This window comes from Campylobacter sp. 2014D-0258 (assembly GCF_008000495.1).
Lineage (GTDB): Bacteria > Campylobacterota > Campylobacteria > Campylobacterales > Campylobacteraceae > Campylobacter_D > Campylobacter_D jejuni.
Genome location: NZ_VOAR01000015.1, coordinates 1 through 19,928, shown reverse-complemented (window position 1 = coordinate 19,928; position 19,928 = coordinate 1). Strand labels below are relative to the sequence as shown.

Annotated in this window: 20 protein-coding genes; 9 read left to right on the top strand and 11 right to left on the bottom strand. The window is 30.7% G+C overall.

Annotated elements, in window-relative coordinates; all coding sequences use genetic code 11:
* Positions 1-2 precede the first annotated feature (2 nt).
* A complete protein-coding gene (locus tag SR62_RS02125; protein WP_057096157.1) occupies positions 3-944 on the top strand; it encodes a hypothetical protein in 942 nt (313 codons plus the stop codon).
* Here the strand turns inward: SR62_RS02125 and SR62_RS02120 are convergent.
* Positions 936-1,388: a methylated-DNA--[protein]-cysteine S-methyltransferase gene (locus tag SR62_RS02120; protein ID WP_147502242.1), complete on the bottom strand. Its 453-nt coding sequence runs from the start codon at positions 1,386-1,388 to the stop codon at positions 936-938. The genes SR62_RS02125 and SR62_RS02120 overlap by 9 nt on opposite strands.
* 54 nt (positions 1,389-1,442) lie before the next feature.
* Between SR62_RS02120 and SR62_RS02115 the strand changes: the two genes are divergently transcribed.
* The 5 genes from SR62_RS02115 to trmA are packed head-to-tail and all read left to right on the top strand — an operon-like array spanning position 1,443 to position 8,833.
* Positions 1,443-3,989: a bifunctional aconitate hydratase 2/2-methylisocitrate dehydratase gene (locus tag SR62_RS02115; RefSeq protein WP_100609423.1), complete on the top strand. Its 2,547-nt coding sequence runs from the start codon at positions 1,443-1,445 to the stop codon at positions 3,987-3,989.
* Positions 3,990-4,048: 59 nt separating this feature from the next.
* Complete coding sequence (locus SR62_RS02110; protein WP_100609421.1) at positions 4,049-5,287, top strand: ankyrin repeat domain-containing protein; 1,239 nt, start codon at positions 4,049-4,051, stop codon at positions 5,285-5,287.
* The gene (locus SR62_RS02105) at positions 5,284-6,033 is read left to right on the top strand and encodes an SDR family NAD(P)-dependent oxidoreductase (protein WP_002852646.1); all 750 of its coding nucleotides are present in this window, start codon (positions 5,284-5,286) and stop codon (positions 6,031-6,033) included. Before SR62_RS02110 ends, SR62_RS02105 begins: the two co-directional genes overlap by 4 nt.
* On the top strand, positions 6,030-7,763 hold the full coding sequence (locus tag SR62_RS02100; RefSeq protein ID WP_002896124.1) for a Na+/H+ antiporter NhaC family protein: 1,734 nt from the start codon (positions 6,030-6,032) through the stop codon (positions 7,761-7,763). Before SR62_RS02105 ends, SR62_RS02100 begins: the two co-directional genes overlap by 4 nt.
* Positions 7,760-8,833: a tRNA (uridine(54)-C5)-methyltransferase TrmA gene (gene trmA / locus SR62_RS02095; RefSeq protein WP_038401254.1), complete on the top strand. Its 1,074-nt coding sequence runs from the start codon at positions 7,760-7,762 to the stop codon at positions 8,831-8,833. Before SR62_RS02100 ends, trmA begins: the two co-directional genes overlap by 4 nt.
* On the opposite strand, the gene SR62_RS02090 is transcribed toward trmA, so the two are convergent.
* A complete protein-coding gene (locus SR62_RS02090) occupies positions 8,820-9,236 on the bottom strand; it encodes a membrane protein (RefSeq protein ID WP_002852650.1) in 417 nt (138 codons plus the stop codon). The genes trmA and SR62_RS02090 overlap by 14 nt on opposite strands.
* A 118-nt stretch (positions 9,237-9,354) precedes the next feature.
* Between SR62_RS02090 and SR62_RS02085 the strand changes: the two genes are divergently transcribed.
* Entirely contained in the window at positions 9,355-9,768 is a 414-nt protein-coding gene (locus tag SR62_RS02085) for a CoA-binding protein (RefSeq protein WP_002859511.1), read from the top strand.
* Positions 9,768-10,979: a threonine ammonia-lyase gene (gene ilvA / locus SR62_RS02080; protein ID WP_002858758.1), complete on the top strand. Its 1,212-nt coding sequence runs from the start codon at positions 9,768-9,770 to the stop codon at positions 10,977-10,979. Before SR62_RS02085 ends, ilvA begins: the two co-directional genes overlap by 1 nt.
* Here the strand turns inward: ilvA and truA are convergent.
* From truA to glmU, 7 genes are read right to left on the bottom strand one after another with little or no spacing between them, the layout of a single operon-like run.
* On the bottom strand, positions 10,976-11,701 hold the full coding sequence (truA, locus tag SR62_RS02075) for a tRNA pseudouridine(38-40) synthase TruA (RefSeq protein ID WP_002852636.1): 726 nt from the start codon (positions 11,699-11,701) through the stop codon (positions 10,976-10,978). The two genes, ilvA and truA, sit on opposite strands and share 4 nt — an antisense overlap.
* Entirely contained in the window at positions 11,698-12,723 is a 1,026-nt protein-coding gene (locus SR62_RS02070) for an LptF/LptG family permease (RefSeq protein WP_147502241.1), read from the bottom strand. The genes truA and SR62_RS02070 overlap by 4 nt, the downstream gene beginning before the upstream one ends.
* On the bottom strand, positions 12,723-13,499 hold the full coding sequence (locus SR62_RS02065) for an A24 family peptidase (protein ID WP_032604003.1): 777 nt from the start codon (positions 13,497-13,499) through the stop codon (positions 12,723-12,725). Before SR62_RS02065 ends, SR62_RS02070 begins: the two co-directional genes overlap by 1 nt.
* On the bottom strand, positions 13,496-14,164 hold the full coding sequence (gene uppS, locus SR62_RS02060) for a polyprenyl diphosphate synthase (RefSeq protein WP_002852565.1): 669 nt from the start codon (positions 14,162-14,164) through the stop codon (positions 13,496-13,498). Before uppS ends, SR62_RS02065 begins: the two co-directional genes overlap by 4 nt.
* A gap of 3 nt (positions 14,165-14,167) precedes the next feature.
* Entirely contained in the window at positions 14,168-14,785 is a 618-nt protein-coding gene (locus SR62_RS02055; RefSeq protein ID WP_002892499.1) for a hypothetical protein, read from the bottom strand.
* Positions 14,782-15,936: a bifunctional phosphopantothenoylcysteine decarboxylase/phosphopantothenate--cysteine ligase CoaBC gene (gene coaBC, locus SR62_RS02050; protein WP_002892495.1), complete on the bottom strand. Its 1,155-nt coding sequence runs from the start codon at positions 15,934-15,936 to the stop codon at positions 14,782-14,784. The genes SR62_RS02055 and coaBC overlap by 4 nt, the downstream gene beginning before the upstream one ends.
* The gene (gene glmU, locus SR62_RS02045; RefSeq protein ID WP_002866966.1) at positions 15,933-17,222 is read right to left on the bottom strand and encodes a bifunctional UDP-N-acetylglucosamine diphosphorylase/glucosamine-1-phosphate N-acetyltransferase GlmU; all 1,290 of its coding nucleotides are present in this window, start codon (positions 17,220-17,222) and stop codon (positions 15,933-15,935) included. Before glmU ends, coaBC begins: the two co-directional genes overlap by 4 nt.
* Positions 17,223-17,365: 143 nt before the next feature.
* Here glmU and fliP point away from each other — a divergent pair, with 143 nt between their 5' ends.
* Positions 17,366-18,100, top strand: a complete 735-nt coding sequence (gene fliP, locus SR62_RS02040; protein ID WP_002892492.1) for a flagellar type III secretion system pore protein FliP — start codon at positions 17,366-17,368, stop codon at positions 18,098-18,100.
* Positions 18,101-18,115: 15 nt separating this feature from the next.
* On the opposite strand, the gene SR62_RS02035 is transcribed toward fliP, so the two are convergent.
* Positions 18,116-18,886: a transporter substrate-binding domain-containing protein gene (locus SR62_RS02035; protein WP_002892489.1), complete on the bottom strand. Its 771-nt coding sequence runs from the start codon at positions 18,884-18,886 to the stop codon at positions 18,116-18,118.
* Positions 18,887-18,979: 93 nt separating this feature from the next.
* Positions 18,980-19,928 (bottom strand): Cj0814 family flagellar-dependent secreted protein (locus SR62_RS02030; RefSeq protein ID WP_147502240.1); only part of this gene is annotated, 949 nt, incomplete at its 5' end.

Genomic DNA, 19,928 nt, shown 5'->3' with positions numbered 1-19,928 from the left:
ATATGCAAATTAGCAATTTAGGCGAACTGTTAAACGCAACACTAATTCATGAAGGTAGTGTTTTAAGCGTGGAAGGTTTTGCCATAAATTTAAACGAACTTAAAACAGGCTTTGCCTTCTTTAATAACGATAAAAAAGAAATTGCCCAAGCTATAGAAAAAGGCGCTTATGCTATAATTACAGAAAATGACATTGCTGTTGAAGATAAAGAAATTTTTTACTTTAGAGTAGAAAATCTAGAACGAGCTCTTGTAAGATTTTTACGCTTTTTTTGCGAAGATAAAGAATGTGAATTTTTACTTTTTAAATCTTACGAACTAAGTCTTTGCAAGGCTTTTTATTTTAACATTTTAAAAGGAAATATTTTTGCTGATTTTGAAAAACTAATCAAAGCAAAAAAGGGTGAAATTTTTTGCTACTGTGAAGAAAATTACTTAAATAAACTTTGCACCTATTCTCATAGTCTAAAAGATGCTAATTTTACCTTATTATCGCGATCTAGCTTCTTTTTTACAACTTTGATTTGTGAAAATTTATATTTTAAAAATCTTAATTTGCCTTTTTTTTACGCAAATAGTTTTGCAAAAATTATTTCTTTTTTAAAAGAAAAAAGTCAAAAAATAATATTTGACTTTAATAAGATTGATGATTTTAAAATTTATTTTATTGATGATAAATTTGAAATCACTCCTTTTGGTTCAAGCTCTCAAGCGTTTATTGTAAGCAACAACCAAAATACCTTTGAATTCTGGAAAGAAAAATTTAAAAACATAAAAGACTTTAAAATTGCTTCTAAAAATTCTTTATTTTGCGATTTTTCCTATAATCAGCTTTCAGATTTAAGAAAATTAAAAAATTTTAAATATTGTTTAATTCTTGAAAATTATGATATTTTTGAACAAGAATTTGAAAACAAAGAAAATCAAACCCCAAGCTTATTTTAAATTCACTCCTTCATTTTCAAGCAAAAATCTTTTTATTTCAAGCCCTCCATTATATCCTCCTATGCCATTGCTTGCAATAACTCTATGACAAGGTATAAAAATAGGAATTTGATTTTTAGAATTTGCATTTCCGACAGCTCTAAAAGCTTTGGGATGATTGATTTTTTGGGCTATATCTTTATAAGTAGCTATTTTACCATAAGGAATTTTCATTAAAGCCCTATAAACCTTTGATTCAAAATCTGTACCTTGTATCAAAACAGGAATGCTAAATTTTCTAAGCTTATGAGTAAAATATAAATCAAGTTCATATTTTGCTAAGTCAAGCAAACTACAATTTTTTTCTGATCTTTTATTATCACAAAAATCAACTCTAGTTAAAAATTTTCCATCACTATGTAAAGATAGGTAACATAAAGGCATTTTATAATAAACTTTAAACATTTTTTATCCTTCAAAGAGCTACAATTATAATAAAAAATATTTAAGGAGTAGAAAATGTCTTTTATGCAAGAATACAATAAACTTGTTGAAGAAAGAGCCGCTTTGGGTATACCACCCCTTCCTTTAAATGCAAATCAAACTAAAGGACTTTGTAAACTACTTGAAAATGAAAATAATGAAGAGCTTGCAAATCTTTTAGAAAATAGAGTAAATCCTGGTGTTGATGATGCAGCTTTAGTAAAATGTGAATTTTTAGATTCTATACTTAAAAGCAAAATCAGTACTCCAAATATAGACAAAAAAAGAGCCTTAAGAATGCTTGGAACTATGCTAGGCGGATATAATGTTAAAGTTTTAATCGATGCCTTAAAAGATGAAAACATAGCCAAAGATGCTGCAGAAGTGTTGAAAAATATTATTTTTGTACATGATAATTTTCATACCATAGCTGAACTTAGCAAAAACAATCCACACGCTAAAGAAGTTTTACAAAGCTGGGCAAATGCAGATTGGTTTAATAAAAAAGAAAAATTACCACAAGTAATTAAATGTATAGTTTTTAAAGTAGCAGGGGAAACAAATACCGATGATCTAAGCCCTGCAGGAGATGCTTTTACAAGAAGTGATATTCCTTTACATGCAAATGCCATGCTAAAGGTAAGACAAACAGGATCCTTAGAAAAAATCAAAGAGCTTAAAAAAAGCGGTCGTGAAGTGGTTTATGTAGGTGATGTTGTAGGAACAGGTTCAAGTAGAAAATCGGCAATAAATTCCATACAATGGCACTTAGGAAAAGAAATAGAAGGGATACCAAACAAGCACAGCGGTGGTATAGTAATGGGTTCAACCATAGCACCGATTTTCTTTAACACTGCTCAAGATAGCGGGGCTTTACCTATCATCTGTGATGTAACAAACTTAGAAATGGGCGATGAGTTTGAAATTCATCCTTATGAGGGAAAAATCATAAAAAATGGCTCTACAATTGCAGAATTTACACTCAGTCCAAACACTCTCTTAGATGAAGTTAGAGCAGGAGGAAGAATCCCACTTATCATAGGTCGTGGGCTTTGTGCTAAGGCTAGAGAATTTTTAGGCATGGAAAGTGAAAATATCTTTACCAAACCTGAACAACCTAAATCTTCAAGCGGTGGTTATACCTTAGCTCAAAAAATGCTAGGTCGTGCCTGTGGAGTTGAAGGTGTGCGTCCAGGTATGTATATAGAACCTATGACTTTAACCGTAGGCTCTCAAGATACTACAGGTCCTATGACTAGAGATGAAATTAAAGAACTTGCAAGCCTAGGTTTTAATGCAGACTTTGTGATGCAAAGCTTTTGCCATACAGCTGCTTATCCAAAAGTAAGCGATTCAAATTTACATAAAACCTTGCCCAATTTCATGACAAGTCGTGGTGGGGTGAGTTTAAAACCAGGTGATGGGGTTATTCACTCTTGGCTTAATCGTTTTGTATTGCCAGATACCGTAGGAACGGGTGGGGATTCTCACACACGCTTTCCTATAGGAATTTCTTTCCCTGCAGGAAGTGGACTTGTGGCTTTTGCTGCGGTTACTGGTTCTATGCCTTTAAATGTACCTGAAAGTGTTTTAGTGCGTTTTAGCGGGGAATTACAAGCTGGAGTTACCTTAAGAGATTTGGTTAATGCTATACCTTATTATGCAATCAAACAAGGACAACTTACCGTTGAAAAGAAAAATAAGAAAAATATTTTTGCAGGAAAAATTTTAGAAATAGAAGGCTTGCCAAACTTAAAAGTCGAACAAGCTTTTGAACTTAGTGATGCAAGTGCTGAAAGATCTGCAGCTGCTTGTAGTGTAGATTTAAGCATAGAAAGTGTAAGCGAATATATCAAATCCAATATTTCTTTAATTGAAGCTATGATAGAAGTAGGATATGAGAATAAAGCTACCCTTGCTAGAAGGGCTGAAAAAATGAGAGAATGGCTTAAAAACCCTACTCTTTTAAGAGCAGATAAAGATGCAAAATACGCTTATATTATAGATATTAATCTTAATGACATTAAAGAGCCAATCCTAGCTTGTCCAAATGACCCTGATGATGTGGCAACCTTAAGCGAAATTTTAGCCGATGATAAGCGTCCAAAAAATATAGATGAAGTTTTTGTAGGTTCTTGTATGACAAACATAGGACATTATAGAGCTTTGGGAGAAATTTTAAAAGATAAAGGCATACTTAAAACCAGACTTTGGGTAGTGCCTCCAACAAAAATGGATAAAGCACAACTTATCAATGAAGGTTATTACAGCATCTTTGGCGCAGCAGGTGCTAGAATAGAAGTTCCTGGTTGTTCTTTGTGTATGGGTAATCAAGCTAGAGTAAATGATGGAGCTGTAGTTTTCTCAACTTCTACAAGAAATTTTGACAACCGTATGGGAATGGGTGCTAAAGTATATTTAGGCAGTGCAGAACTTGCGGCAGTTTGTGCGATTTTAGGTAAAATTCCAAGCAAGGAAGAATACTTACAAATTGTCAGCGAAAAACTAAGTGATGAGCATAAGGCAAATATCTATAGATATTTAAATTTTAATGAGATTGAAAATTTCAAACTTGAAAATTAATTCAAATTTAATACTTATTTGGATTAAATAACAAAATTAAAATTTTCAAAGGAAAAATATTGAAGTTATTATTCACTTCCTTTTGTTGTTTTGCAAGTTTAATGGCTAGCGATGCCATTAACTGCGACAACATTAAAAATAATAAAACATTGCTAAATGAAAGTTCAAATTTAGATTATTTAAATATAACTTCAAGCTGTAAAGAATCTTTAAAAAATCAAGATTTTACAAAAAAACTCTATGCAATTTCCAATGAAATTCGCGGAAGCAATAGCTCTTGTAATGGTGTGGCTTATTTGCCAAAATTACAACAATTTGATTTTTTATTATTAAAAATAGCTATCGATCCCATCGCTTATCAAAAAACTTTAGATACACCCGAAAATTTAGAAAAAAAATATGATATTTTAAAATCTTATTTTAGATATTGGGCATATCAAAGTATAGGAAATTTTAGACTTTACAAAGCTTTTTGGAAAGAATATAACAATGCTATAGAACCTTTAGAAAAGTATTTTGAAAGTAATTTTAATTTTGACAAAGGTAGTAATATTTACTATACTAGCAATGCCTTAAACGAATTTTTAAATTGGGCTGTTGGTGAAACAAAAATTTACAAAGACATTAGTCCTTTAGTAAAAATCATGTCAAATAAAAATTATTCAGTATCTTATATACAAGATTTTATTTTTTCAAATAATCCAAGCCAAGATGACCTTACTATAGCCTTGCAAGCAGCGCTTCTAAATCAAAGAGAAAAAGAAATTTTAGAACTTTTGATTCGTTTTGGCGCTAGGATTGACGAAGGTTATGAAAGTGCTATTTTTTATGCATTGGAAAGTTATGAAAATACAAACTTTTTAATCCAAAATGGAGCAAATGTTAATCAAGCCAATGCCTTTGGTAAAACCCCACTTTTTTATGCCATAGAGTTTAATCGTCTTGATATCATAAAACTACTTCTTGATAATGGAGCAAATGTTAATCAAAAATATATTAATAACAATGAAAAATTAGCATTAAGCGCGAACATAGGTTCAAATACGCCTTATTTTATTACATTTTGTGCTCTAGAGCACACTTCAAAAAATGTTTTAATGCATGCTGCAGCCTATGGAAATGTTGAAATTTTAAAACTTCTTATTTCAAAAGGAGCAAATTTTAATGCTGTTGATGATCTTGGTTTTAATGCACTCGACTTTGCGCTATCAGCAGGTAAAAAAGAAAATGCTGATTATCTAAAAAGCTTGGGTTTAAAAGCAAACGAAAATCTATTTTACGGAGGTAGTTTAGAATGAAAACCGCATTTATTACAGGAGCTAGTTCAGGTTTTGGTAGAGCTTGCGTTGAAGCTTTTATACAAGAAGGCTACAAAGCAATCGCCCTTGCTAGACGCAAAGAGCGTCTAGAAGAGTTAAAAAATGCTTACAAAGATAAGATTTACACGCTTTGCATAGATGTAAGAAATCAAAAAGAAATCTTTGAGGCTATTGAAAATTTACCCAAAGAATTTCAAGAAATTGATGTGCTTTTTAATAATGCAGGTTTAGCTTTAGGGGTAGATGAATTTGATAAATTAAACCTTGAAGATATTAACACTATGGTAGATACAAACATCAAAGGATTTTTATATGTTGCAAAAGCTATTATTCCTATACTTCGCAAACAAAAAAATGCTTATATTTTTAACTTAGGTTCGGTTGCAGGAAGAAATCCTTATTTTGGAGGCAATGTGTATTGTGGAACCAAAGCCTTTGTAGGACAATTTTCATTGGCCTTAAGAAATGATCTTAGAGGAAGCAATATCAAAGTAACAAACATTGCTCCAGGACTTTGCAAAACTGAATTTAGTGAAGTGCGTTTTAAAGGAGATATCCAAAAAGCTGATGCAGTGTATGAAAATACGCAATTTATCAGTGCTAATGATATTGCCAAAGTGGTAATGTCTATCATTAACCTACCAAGCCATATTAATGTTAATGAAATCGAGCTTATGCCGGTAACACAAACTTGGAATGGATTTTATATAGAAAGAGATGAATGAATAAATTTTTAGTTTTATTGTTTTTACCTTTAGTTGCATTTGCAAACTCCTCAGAAGCAGCTGCAAATGCTAATTTATTTGGAGCTTTTACGCTTATACCGCCTTTAGTTGCTATTGCTTTAGCCTTTATCACAAAAGATGTTATTTTGTCACTCTTTGCTGGAGTTTTAAGCGGAACTTTTCTGCTCAGTCTTTCTGCAAATATTTTCAAAGCACAACATTTAGCTTTTGTAAATTATTACAATACTACAGTAGAATCTTTTTCAAAAATTATTTCCTATATCTTAGGTTCAACTTCAGATCCAGTAAATGCAGGAATCATTTTACAAATTCTTTGTATAGGTGGTCTTGTGGCACTCATCACAAAAATGGGTGGTGCAAAAGCTGTAGCATTAAAATTTGCCAAAAGAGCCAAATCAGCTGTATCAGCTCAAGTTAACACTTGGTTTTTAGGGCTTTTAATATTTTTTGATGATTATGCTAATTTACTGATCGTAGGTCCAATTATGCGTCCTTTGGCAGATAAATTTAAAATTTCTCGTGAAAAATTTGCCTTTATTATCGACTCTACCGCAGCTCCTGTAGCAGGAATAGCTGTAATTTCTACTTGGATAGGCTTAGAAGTTTCTTTAATTAAAACCGCTTATGAACACATAGGCATTAGCGATATTAGTGCTTTTGGAATTTTTGTCGAAACCATACCTTATCGTTTTTATAATATTTTCATGCTTTTTTTTGTAGTCATGACTGCAATCATGGGACGTGAGTTTGGTTCTATGTACAAGGCTGAAGTGCGTGCAAGAACCACAGGACAAATTGCACCTCTACCTAAATCAGGCACACTAAATACTGCTGAATTAGAAGATCAGTTTTTAGCGCCAAAAGAAGGTATTAAAATTCGTGCTTTTGATGCTATTGTTCCTATTTTTACTTTAATCATTTTAGCTATATTAGGATTTTATTTTAATGGACTTAGCACTTTAGAAGGCGAAGAACTTGCAAAAGCAAGTGTCAATCCTTTGTCTTTTGAAACTTTTAGAGCTGCTTTTGGAAATGCTGATTCTTCTGTGGTGTTATTCCAAGCTGCTTTGTTTGCTGCTATTGTAGCGATTTTTATCGGGGTGCGTCGTAAAATTTTCAATCTTAAAGAAGCGGTAGAAACTTGGATATATGGCTGGAAAACCATGATTTTTACCATAGTATTGCTTTTATTTGCTTGGTCACTTTCAAGCATAGTAAAAGATCTAGGAACTTCTTTATTTATCACTAGTTTGCTTGCAGACAAATTGCCTGAGTTTATTTTGCCTGCTACTATTTTTGCTTTTGCTTCAGCCATTTCTTTTGCCATAGGAACAAGCTATGGAACTATGGGGATTTTAATGCCTTTGGCTGTGCCTTTAGCTCATGAAATCGCTAAAATCAATGGCATGGATGCAAACGCTATGCATCATTATATGGTTATTAATATAAGCTGCGTTTTAACAGGTGCGATTTTTGGAAACCATTGTTCACCAATTTCAGACAATGTAATCCTTTCATCTATGAGTGCAAAATGCGATCATATGGAGCATGTAAGAACACAAATTCCTTATGCTTTATTTATCTGTGGCATTTCTTTAATCGCTGGATATATTCCTGTATCTTTAGGACTTAGCGTTTGGTTTGTCTTGCCTTTAAATTTCATACTTATTGCACTTTTACTAAGACTCATCGGAAAGAAAGTTCCATGAGTCTTGAAAATTTTGGAAATTTTCTCACTTTAGATGAAAAACATTCTTTCATAAAAAAATATTTTAAAGAATTTTATACAAAGGATTTTAAACTTTTTGCTTCAAAAGATAAGCATTATCGTACAAGAGCTGAACTTTCATTTTATCATGAAAACGATACGCTTTTTTATGCGATGTTTGATCCAAAAAACAAAAAAAAGTACATTATAAAATATTTAGATTTTGCTGATGAAAAAATTTGTACTTTTATGCCAAAACTTCTAGAATACTTGCGTCAAGATAATAAATTAAAAGAAAAACTTTTTGGCGTGGAGTTTTTAACCACAAAGCAAGAACTTAGCGTAACTTTACTCTATCATAAAAATATAGAAGATATAAAGTCAAATTTAGAAAATTTAAGCAATATTCTTCATATCAACCTTATAGCAAGAAGTAAAGGCAAAAAGCTTATTTTTAAAACAGAAAATCTAAGACAAACTTTAAATATTCAAGGTAGAAAAATATTTTATGAATTTAACAACGATTGTTTTATTCAACCTAACACTACTATAAATGAAAAAATGATTACTTGGGTGTGTGAAATTTTAAACACTCAAAAAAGAATGGATTTACTTGAGCTTTACTGTGGATATGGAAATTTTACTTTAGCTTTAGCACCATTCTTTTTTAAAGTTTTAGCCACTGAAATTTCAAAAAGCAATATTAATTTTGCTTTAAAAAATTGCGAGCTTAACAATACAACAAATATCCACTTTGCAAGACTTTCAAGCGAAGAATTAAGTCTTGCTATCAAAAAAGAAAGAGAATTTTTTCGTTTAAAAGATATTCGATTAGATGATTTTAATTTCTCTCATGTTTTAGTTGATCCACCCCGTGCAGGACTTGATAAAAGCGTAATTGACTTAATAAAAAAATATGAAAATATTATTTATATTTCTTGCAATCCTATCACTTTAAAAGAAAATTTAAAAGAATTAAGCCTAACACATAGAGCGGAAGAGTTTGCTCTGTTTGATCAATTTGTCAATACTCCACATCTTGAATGTGGAGTATTTCTTAGCAAGGTATAAAAAAATAATTCATTAATTTAGCCAGTATTACTATCGCGATACAAAGCACAAATACAAAAGGGTGGATAAAAACACCGAGTGGATTTTTCTTCTTTAATATAAAATGACAAAATAAAGAAAAAACAACTAAAGATAAAATTCCAAAAGCCAAAATAATTTTTACAGCAAAAAGTAAATTTAAAGGTTTAAAATGAAAACCTGCCAAAGCACCTCCGCTTAAAAAAAGCAAAAGAACCACAAAAGGCATTATTTTAACCCCAGTAGCACTAAAAAGACTTTTGTCAAAATTAGGATTTTTCTTTTTAACTACACCCAAAACAAATACATCAACAAACAAATAACCTATAAACAAAATAGCACAAAGAAGATGGATTGTTAAAGTATATGGATAAAATTCTTCCATTTTTCCCTCCTTATTAAACTTCGGAATTTGCTATATTATAACACTTTTTTCATTTTTTAAATTCACTTTAGTTAATTTTTTAATCATTTAAGATAAAATACCAAAACAAAGGTTAACAATGAATGAAAAAGAAACTATCTCTTATATTATAAATACAAGTAAAAATATTGCCATATTTGCTTTAAGTCCAGATAAGACAAAAGCTTCTTATAGGGTAGCAGAATTTTTACAAAGAAAAAATTATAAAATTTTTCCTATTTATCCTAAAGAAGAGTTTATTTTAAATGAAAAAGTTTATAGAAATTTAGATCAAATAGAAGAAAAAATCGATACACTTATACTTTTTAGAAAAGGCGAAGTGGCACTAGAAATTCTTCCTAAGCTTGTTGAAAAAAATATTAAAAACCTATGGCTTCAACTTGGTATTAGTAATGAAACAGCCAAAGAAGAATGTAAAAAATTAGATATAAATTTTATACAAAATCGTTGCATTATGCTAGAATATCCGTATTTTAAAACAAAGGAAAAATAGTGTTAGAGCTTAATAAAATTTACAAAGCAAAACAACAAATTTCAGGGTTTGTAAACAAAACTCCTTTCATATACTCTTCTTTTTTAAGTGATATTTGTCAAAGTGAGATTTATCTTAAAAATGAAAATTTACAAATTACAGGTGCTTATAAAATTCGTGGAGCTTACAATAAAATAGCCAATCTTAGCACTGAACAAAAACAACATGGAGTCATTGCAGCAAGTGCGGGAAACCATGCTCAAGGCGTGGCCATTAGTGCAAAAAAATTTAGCATTAAAGCAGTTATCGTAATGCCAGAATCCACTCCACTCTTAAAAGTTTCTGCTACAAAAGCCTTAGGAGCAGAGGTGATACTCAGAGGAGATAATTTTGATGAAGCCTATGCTTTTGCAACCTCTTATGCTAAAGAAAATAATCTTAGCTTTATCCATCCTTTTGAAGATGAATTTGTAATGGCAGGACAAGGAACTTTAATGCTTGAAATGCTTGATGAAATAAGCGATCTTGATATGATTATTGCACCTGTTGGAGGCGGAGGACTTATAAGCGGTATCTCAAGTACAGCTAAACAAATCAATCCTAACATTAAAATCATCGGAGTTGGAGCCAAAGGAGCTCCTGCAATGTATGAAAGTTTTCATGCTAAAAAAATCAAAAATGCGAAAAGCGTACGCACTATAGCCGATGGTATTGCTGTGCGTGATGCAAATCCTATAAATTTTAACATTATCTTAGAATGTGTAGATGATTTTATCCAAGTTGATGATGAAGAAATAGCTAATGCGGTATTGTTTTTACTCGAAAAACATAAAATCATAGTCGAAGGTGCGGGAGCTGCGAGTGTAGCCGCCCTGCTTCATCAAAAAATAAATACACAAAATCATAAAAAAATTGGCGTAGTTTTAAGCGGAGGCAATATCGATGCACAAATGCTAAATATCATCATAGAAAAAGGTTTATTTAAATCTTACAGAAAAATGCAAATTTATGTTACTTTAGTAGATAAACCTGGGGCATTATTACACCTTACAGACAGCTTAAAAATAGCCAATGCAAATATAGTAAAAATCGACTATGATAGATTTTCTACCAAGCTTGATTATGGCGATGCGATGATTTCAATTACTCTAGAAACCAAAGGTAAAGAACATCAAGAAGAAATAAGAAAAATTTTAACCCAAAAGGCTTTTAATTTCTATGAAAGTTTTTAATAACATATACGGCTTAAATAAAGCCCATTTGGCGGTGCTAAAAAGTGATTGTATTGCTTTTTAGCCTCAATCTGTTCTTTGAGTTCTTTTTCACTCATTTTTCCTTCTAAAACTTTTAAAACGCTTGCTACGCTTAATCTAATTTGCCCTCTTAAAAAACCATTAGCTTTAAAATGAAAAATGCTAAAATCTTTATAAGCATAAGCTCTAGCAATAAAAATTTCTCTTAAAGTCGTTTTATTATCCCCTCCACTTTTGCAAAAAAACTTTAAATCCTTTTTTCCTACAAAAAAACCCAAAAGTTCATTAGCTTTACCTAGGTCAAATTTAGGATAAAAATGTACATAAGAAGCCATAAAAGGACTATAAGAAGCGTGAGAAAATATATAGCGGTATTCTCTACTTTTTACATCAAATCTTACTTCAAAATCATCTTTTACTTTTTCAATTTTTTTGATATGGATAAAAGGATGGGAAAATTTATTAAGTTGTTTTTGAAGATATTCTAAATTTGTAAAATAATCTCCACACTCCACACTAGCTACAGCATAGCTTGCATGTACTCCTTTATCTGTACGAGAAGCCATCAAAAGAGGTGAAAAAATACCCAAATGCGATAAGGCCCCACTTAAAGCATCTTGAACACCTTTTTTATGAGGCTGAGTAGCAGAACCTAAAAAAGCAGAGCCATCATAAGAAAATATAATTTTTATTTTCATCAATATCGACTCAAAATCATTTTCTTAAAACAATAAGCCGAAACAAATAAACTTAAAGAAAAAATTCCAAGACAAGCCAAAATTGGAGGTTGAGAAAAAGAACTTAAAAGTCCAAAATATATAGCAATCACTCCAAACATACCTAAATACACATAGCCTTTTTCATAACGATAAGTAACCAAACCAAAACAAAGCGCAAAAAGCGTACTAGCAAGTGGAAACAAGGCTATAGTTGTATAAATCACAAATTCTCTTGCTCTTTGTGGATTTTCGTTTAAATCATTCCAGTATTCATAAAATTTCTTTGTTTGAAGATTGTCTGTATTAAACTGAGTATTTACTACTAAAGTGTCAAATTCTCCACTAAAAATACTTTGACCTTGCTCAAAATTATACATTTTGCCTTGATTTAAGCTAAAAGCAAAGCTATCATCTTTTCTTTGCACATGCGCTTCTTTGGCTATGATAAGTTGTTCTTTATCATCTGCTTTATGTTTAGGGCGATACATAATTATGCTTTCATACTTATCACTATCTTGTTTTTCTATAAAAATCATCCAGTCTAAAAATTTTTGTCCAAATTCTCCTGTTTTGTAGTTAAATTTCACTTGAGTGCTTTTATAGTTTACAAAGTTATCCTGAAGTTCAAATACTGTAGGTATCATTACCAAAGCTACAACAAGCATAAAAGCACTAATCAAGCTTGCAATTTTAAGGAAAAATTTTGCCAAAATCATTGGTGAAAATCCCAAAGTAAAAAGCACTATGCTTTCATTTTCCTTAGAAAGCCTAAACAAAGCCAAAGTTAAAGAAATAAAAAAAGATATAGGCAAGGTAAAAATTAAAATTCTAGGCAACATAAACCCATAAAGCTTTAAAAGATCCAAAAAACTAATCTCTATGCTTGAAGTAAGTTTTGCAAGTTGAATAAAAAACACCATAGATACAATAGCAAAAAGTACGAAAAATATAGACAAATTCGTACTTAAAAATTGATTTAAAACATATCTTAAACTAAGCTTCATTAGAATAATCCTAAGTTTTTATAAAATAAAACTGCCACAAAAGCGATATTTAAAAAGGGTATCATAGCAAGTTCTTGCTCTTTTATTGCTTTAATTTTAAAAAAAATAAAAAAAGGCAAAGTTAAAATAGAAGCTATAAGTAATACTAAAAATCCATACTCAAAACCTAAAATTCCACCTATACAAGACATAATGATAATATCAGCATCACCCAAATTTTCTAAAATTTCATCTTTTTTTCGGAAATTCATTAGAAAAAAAACCAAACTTTTTAATAAAAAAACAAATCCTCCAAAACTAAAAGCATTTAGTAAAAAACCTCCACTAAACTCTTTAAAAATCAAAAAATGTAAAATTTCACTTTCCCTAAAGGCGTAAAAAAAAGCAAATAAAAAAGCACTCCAAAGTAAAATTTGTGGCACGGCTTTGAGTTTAATATCAATTAAAGAAAGTAAGAAAAGATTAAATAAAAATAGAGATAAAAATAAAAAATCATAAAAATTTTGACTTAAAGAATAAACCAAAATAAGCAAAATTATGCCTAAAATTTCATTGATTAACAAAGAAATAGGCAAATGACATTTGCAAGTTTGACATTTTGCCTTTAAAAAAATATAAGAAAAAATAGGAATAATTTCATAGTATTTTAATTTTGTATCACAAGAAAAACAAAAAGAGCGCGAGATAAAAAAGGGCTTTTTTTCAATTATCCTACTTGCCAAACTTGTGCAAAAAGAACCCAAACAAGCCCCTAGAATTATTATGAAAAATATCATTTTCCAAAAGTTCTTTCTCTATTTCTAAATTCTTTAATAATCCTTTTAAATTCTCTCTTGGTAAGAGATGGAAATAAAGTTTCACTAAAATAAATTTCAGCATATGAACACTGCCAAAGTAAGAAATTTGAAAGTCTTTTAGCATTTCCAACGCGAAGCATCAAATCCACATCTAAAGGTAAATCTAAATTTTGCGTTAAATTTTCTTCATTTAGCTCAAGTTTTTTTTCAATCACACGCTTAGCAGCTCTTATAATTTCATCTCTTGCACCATAACTTATAGCCAAATTAACACAAAGTGCGTCACAATGCTTTGTTTTTTCTTCAACTAAGGTAATTTTTTCTCTTACTTTATCTTCCAAACGCGATAAATCACCTATAGCTCTTAAACGCACATTATTTTTTTCAAATTTTTCTAAAGCTTCATCTAAACAACGATCTAAAAGTTCAAAAATAAAATCAATTTCATCTTTAGGGCGCTTCCAATTTTCCGTACTAAAAGCAAAAAGGCTTAAATTTGAAATATTTTCCTCCATGCAAACTTCCATCAATTTTTGCATAGTTTTGACTCCTTGGGAATATCCAAGTTTTGCCAAAAAACCCTTAGCCCTAGCCCAGCGCCTATTGCCATCCATAACAACAGCAAGGTGTTTTAATTCATTCATTTTTCATCCTTTAAAATCAAAAAGCCTTTTAAAAACAAACAAAGGTTCAATCTTGTTTTCTTGTGATACATTAAAATCTAAATGTTCATTTAAAAATTTTTGCACCTTGGCAAAAGGTGTAAAAACACTAACACCTTGTGAATCTATTAAAATTTTCAAAGCTCCAAAAACACTAAAATATAAGTAAATTTCTAAATATTTTGCTCTTTTACGCATTTGAAACAAGCAAGATTTATTTTCAAAGATAAAAGGAATATGATAAATATTTTCAAAACTTGCAAAAAGCATTTCTTTTAATATCTGATAACGCTCTATATCTTTACAATCTAAAAGATTTTGTATGATGAATTTTTTATAAGAAATTTTATCCTCTAAAATAGCGATTATCAAAGCCAATCCCTCTTCAAAAGGTTTAAAATTAGGACGCTTTGAAAGATGTTTAAATTGTATAACTCCACCATTTTGCATATAAAGTTCAGCTAAATATTCAGCGCCAATTTCAAGCTCTATCATGCTTTTGGTTTGAATCTTTTTGTGATTTAATAAAAGCGTATAATGTCCATAGCCTGATTTAGCCAAAACTTTCATTTGTATAGGCAGGGTAGAATTAATCATACTCATAATTTTTCACACCATTTTACTAATTCAAATGCTAATTTTTCTTTGCTTTGCAAAGTACTTTTATTTTCATTGTTTAAAGTGATAAAATAAAGCTCATTTTGATCACTTCCAAAATAATTTTTTTGATCAATGATATTAAGACAAACCATATCAAGTTGTTTATCTTTTAGAGATTTTTTCGCATTTTCTAAGGCATTTTGAAAATCAAATTCCATCTTAAAACCTATCTTTTTACCTTGAAATTTGCAAGTTTTAAGTAAATCTTCATTTAAAGATAGATACAAATTTAAACCCTGCAAATGCTCATTTTTTTTAATTTTTCCTTTTACACTTTGAGGGATAAAATCACTCACCGCAGCCGTCATAATCAAAAAGTCATGACTTAAATTTTTATCCAAAAGCTCCTTTAGATCCTTAGAACTTTCAAATTTGCAAAGCTCATAAGGCGTATCAAATTCCACAGAGCTTAAAAGTTTTACCCTAGCTCCTAAAAAATAAAAAGCATCAGCTATGGCCTTTGCCATTTTTCCACTTGAAAAATTACTCACACAACGCACATCATCGATTCTTTCCCTTGTGCCGCCACCTGTGATAACTACACTTTTATCGCACCAAAACTTTTCTTTTAAAAGTTCTCTTTTGGTGATATTAAAAATATCCTTAACTTCAGCTAAGGCTCCTACGCCTTCATCTTTACAAGCTAAAACTTTACAAATAGGTTCTATAATCAAAGCTTTATTTTCTTTAAGTATCTTTAAAGAATTTTGCGTGCTGAAATGATGAAACATATTTGTATTTGCCGCAGGAGCAATGATAAGAGGTTTATTTGCTGCGATTAAGGTTTGGATAAAAAGATTATCCGCTATACCAAAAGCAAGTTTATTGATAGAATTAACACTTGCAGGAGCAAATAAAACAAGATCTACATCCTTGCTAAAAGCTATGTGATTGTTTGAATTTTGCCAACTTTCATTTTCCTCGCATAAAATCTCATCAGCCAAGGCTTCAAAACTCATTTTGCTAGCAAATTTTAACAAACTATTAGAAAGCAAAACTTTCACCCTAAAGCCTTCTTTTTTAAACAAAGAAATAAGCTCGTAAGATTTATAAAAAGCTATACTGCCACTAATGGCTAAAAGTATGGTTTTCATTTTTGAAATTTCTTGTAATAATAATCTTTTATCATCTTATGCTCTGCTCTATTGATAAACAAAGCACCTTTTTCTACATTGACACTTACTGTGCTTCCTGCTGCTATGATCACTTCATCTTCGATTTTTACAGGTGCGATAAATTGCGTATCCGAACCTACAAAAACATTTTTTCCTATGATGGTTTTATGCTTTTTTACCCCATCATAATTACATGTAATAGTCCCACAGCCTATATTGGTTCCACTATCTATCTCACAATCTCCCAAATAGCTCAAATGCCCTGCTTTTACGGTATTTAACTTTGCATTTTTGCATTCTACAAAATTTCCTATATGAGTGTTTTTTAACTCACAATTTGGACGCAAATGTGCCAAAGGCCCCACATCGCTATTTTCTACAATGGAATTTTCTATCACGCTTGAACTTTTAATGATAGAGTTTATAATCTTACTTTTACCCTCTATCCTTACATTTTCATATACTTCGCATTCACCCATAAATTCAACATCTGTACCTATAAAAGTGCTTTGCGGTAAATGAAAAATCACACCCTGTTGCATCCAGTATTTTTTAATTTTTTCTTGCATGAAATTTTCAGCTATACTGAGTTCAAATTTATCATTGATCCCCATAAATTCATCTTCATCTACAAAAACCGCTTTAATCATCACATCTTTTTCTTTTGCTAGTTTTACAATGTCGGTTAAATAATACTCTTTTGCCGCATTATTGTTATCAATCAAAGGTAAAAGCTCTTTTAAAAGCCTAGAGTCAATCACATAAACCCCAGCATTGCAAGTATTTATCTCTTTTTCTTGTGTATTTGCATCTTTAAATTCAACAATTTTTTCAACGCTATCGTTTTTTATCACCACTCTGCCATAACTTTTAGGATCTCTTGCTTTAAAAACTGCTAGATTTAATTTTGCATTATTACTCAACAAAGCTTCCAAACTTGTTTGCTCAACCAAAGGCATATCGCCACAAAGAATCAACACTCTTTCATTTTTAGGCTCAAACCCCCTTAAAGCTCCCGCAGTTCCTGGATAATTTTGCAAGTCTTGCTCTAAAATTTGTGTTTTTGGAAAATATTCTAAAATTTCTTTTTCAACGCGTTCTTTTTGATGCGATAAAACTACACTTACATCATCACTTAAAGCAAAAGCCTTTTTTAAAATGTGTAAAATCATACTTTTTTGACAAAGCTCTTGCAAAACCTTTGGCTTTTGTGATTTCATTCTAGTGCCTAATCCTGCCGCTAAAATCAAAATAGAAGTTTTCATTTTTTACCTTTGTTATTAAGAAGTCTAAAAGACTATTTTAGCAGTTTAAAGTTAAAATCCTAATACCCTTAAACTAGTTTTTAGTCATCAAAAGATAAAATTTAAATTTCTTAAATAAAAAACAAAAAAAAGGTTTTTAAATTTTGAAAAAAATATTATTATTTTTACTTTTAAGCATGAGCTTATTTGCTGCTGAAGCAAGTATCCCTACAGTAAATTTAAGCTTAAGTGCACCCAATACACCTAATCAGCTTGTTACTACTTTAAATATAGTGATTGTTTTAACCATACTTGCGCTCGCTCCAAGTATAGTTTTTGTTATGACTTCTTTCTTGCGTCTTATTGTGGTATTTTCATTTTTGCGACAAGCTATGGGGACGCAAAGTATGCCACCTAATACCATTTTAGTAACCTTGGCTTTAATTTTAACTTTTTTTATCATGGAACCTGTAGCTACAAAATCCTATAATGAAGGTATAAAACCTTATTTAGCAGAAAAAATAGGCTATGAAGAGGCTTTTATAAAAGGAGCAAAGCCTTTTAAAGATTTTATGCTTAAAAATACTCGAGAAAAAGATTTAGCCCTTTTTTATCGCATACGCAATCTACCCAATCCCAAAACCATAGATGATGTTCCCCTTACGGTTTTAGTTCCTGCTTTTATGATTTCAGAGCTTAAAACTGCTTTTGAAATAGGGTTTTTAATCTACCTACCCTTTTTAGTCATAGATATGGTTGTAAGCTCAGTTTTAATGGCTATGGGTATGATGATGCTACCTCCTACTATGATCTCTTTACCTTTTAAACTCTTAATTTTTGTATTAGTGGATGGATGGAATTTGCTAGTACAAAGGCTTGTGGAAAGCTTTGTAACCTAAGAAGGAAAATCCTTCTTAGAAAAAGAATTCTAAATTATTCTTTTTAAAAGTATCTTTAACATCTTTAAGATATTTTTCTCCTAAAGAATCAAAAAGCCCATCTTTTTTGCTTTCTGCAATAAATTCATCAAGCTCTTTTTTAAGTTCTGCATTACCTTTTTGCACTGCTATACCCCAAAACTCAGGATTTTCTTGAAAAGGTGTCAAAATGGCTCTAGTTGTATCTTGATGTTTTTGCCAAGTGCGATAAATCGTAAGTTGATCATAAAAAAATCCATCAGCCTTGCCTTGAATCACTTCCAAAATAGCAGCATTTTCTTTATCAAATAAATTAATAGTTGCATTTTTTAAATTTTTAACCGCATATAAATGCCCTGTAGAACCACGCTTTAAAGCCAAAACTTTACCCTTTTTATCTAAATCTTTGATATTTGTAATATCAGAGTTTAAAGGAGTTAAAATAGCCAAATTTGCCTTAGCATAAGGAATGCTAAAATCCACCACTTTCTTTCTCTCATCGGTAATTGTCATAGAAGACATGATAAGATCTATCTTGGCTGTTTTTAAAGCAGGTATCAAACCATCCCAAGCGATATTTTTTACTACAAGTTTATAGCCGTTTTTCTTTGCAAAAGCTTCTAAAAAATCCACACTAATTCCACTTGCTTTGCCTGTTTTATCGCTCATTTCAAAAGGCGGATATCCAAGCTCCATTCCTACAACCAAATCTTTTGCACTCAAATTTAAAGCAAAAAAAGAGATAAAAATCAAAATAATTTTTTTCATAATTTCCTTTCAAAATTTTTTGTAAAAAAATTATACTAATTTTATCTTATTTTGTTATTAGCAATTTGCTTCAAACTTAAAAAATTAAAACTTCTAAACCCTAGTTTGTCCCAAAAGATTATTAAGTCTATCCATTATAGAATCAGCGTAGGAATCAATAGTGCTAGGTTTTGCTTTCCAGCCATTAGCAAGAGCTTGTTTAATTTCAGCATCTAAAGCCCAATTACCCATAGCAGATTCTTTAGGAATGTTATTTTCATACATATATAAATCACCTTCTTCTATGCCACGCTCTGCCCAGTATCTAAAAAAGCTTTTAAAGTCACTTTTACCTGTCATAATACTATCAATGTTAATTGCAGGACCACTAAAACTCTCTTTAGCCATAGCTCTATTATAAGCTTCTACTTTTGGATTAAGTGTGGTTTTTAGACTCTCAACAGGTTGTCCACCTTGAGATTTTAAAAAACTCATAAACAAAGTTTCTTTAGAATAGCTTCCATCTTCATTTTGTGGATAAACTGACATATCAGGATTAAACTGCCAATCTTCACCTTTAGAAACATTTTTGATTTCTTCTAAGGATAAACCTAAAGTCTCAGATGATAATCCTTTGATCATACATCCTGAATCAAGCCAAATTTCATCAGCTTCTTTTGCTTGTTCAGGGGTTTTATAAACATTTGAAATTAAAGAATTTGAAAAATCTTTTAAACCTGTAATATTCATTCTATTGCTTGGATCATTAAAGTCCATCCATTGCGTTCCACTTACACCATAACCACTAGGCATAGAATTTATATCTGCTTCACTAAAACTTGTTTTATTATTTGGAAAACTTTGACCTAAAGCATTAGAAAAAAGATTGTAGTATTGTTTTATGGTTTCAGCCATATCGATATTAGTATAATACTCGCTTACTCCTAAGTATTCTTTTGTACTTGAAACAACAGGATCATTTTCGGCAGCTTTTTTAATCTCATCCAAAGTAGATTTATGTATCTTAAAATCTTCAGGCAATCCTGCAGCTTTATTAAAATCA

Bases quoted from the DNA above. Each gene is read 5' to 3' on its own strand.
- SR62_RS02125 (WP_057096157.1), top strand. From the start codon at position 3: ATGCAAATTAGCAATTTAGGCGAACTGTTAAACGCAACACTAATTCAT.
- SR62_RS02120 (WP_147502242.1), bottom strand. From the start codon at position 1,388: ATGTTTAAAGTTTATTATAAAATGCCTTTATGTTACCTATCTTTACAT.
- SR62_RS02115 (WP_100609423.1), top strand. From the start codon at position 1,443: ATGTCTTTTATGCAAGAATACAATAAACTTGTTGAAGAAAGAGCCGCT.
- SR62_RS02105 (WP_002852646.1), top strand. From the start codon at position 5,284: ATGAAAACCGCATTTATTACAGGAGCTAGTTCAGGTTTTGGTAGAGCT.
- SR62_RS02100 (WP_002896124.1), top strand. From the start codon at position 6,030: ATGAATAAATTTTTAGTTTTATTGTTTTTACCTTTAGTTGCATTTGCA.
- trmA (WP_038401254.1), top strand. From the start codon at position 7,760: ATGAGTCTTGAAAATTTTGGAAATTTTCTCACTTTAGATGAAAAACAT.
- SR62_RS02090 (WP_002852650.1), bottom strand. From the start codon at position 9,236: ATGGAAGAATTTTATCCATATACTTTAACAATCCATCTTCTTTGTGCT.
- SR62_RS02085 (WP_002859511.1), top strand. From the start codon at position 9,355: ATGAATGAAAAAGAAACTATCTCTTATATTATAAATACAAGTAAAAAT.
- SR62_RS02070 (WP_147502241.1), bottom strand. From the start codon at position 12,723: ATGAAGCTTAGTTTAAGATATGTTTTAAATCAATTTTTAAGTACGAAT.
- SR62_RS02065 (WP_032604003.1), bottom strand. From the start codon at position 13,499: ATGATATTTTTCATAATAATTCTAGGGGCTTGTTTGGGTTCTTTTTGC.
- uppS (WP_002852565.1), bottom strand. From the start codon at position 14,164: ATGAATGAATTAAAACACCTTGCTGTTGTTATGGATGGCAATAGGCGC.
- SR62_RS02055 (WP_002892499.1), bottom strand. From the start codon at position 14,785: ATGAGTATGATTAATTCTACCCTGCCTATACAAATGAAAGTTTTGGCT.
- coaBC (WP_002892495.1), bottom strand. From the start codon at position 15,936: ATGAAAACCATACTTTTAGCCATTAGTGGCAGTATAGCTTTTTATAAA.
- glmU (WP_002866966.1), bottom strand. From the start codon at position 17,222: ATGAAAACTTCTATTTTGATTTTAGCGGCAGGATTAGGCACTAGAATG.
- SR62_RS02035 (WP_002892489.1), bottom strand. From the start codon at position 18,886: ATGAAAAAAATTATTTTGATTTTTATCTCTTTTTTTGCTTTAAATTTG.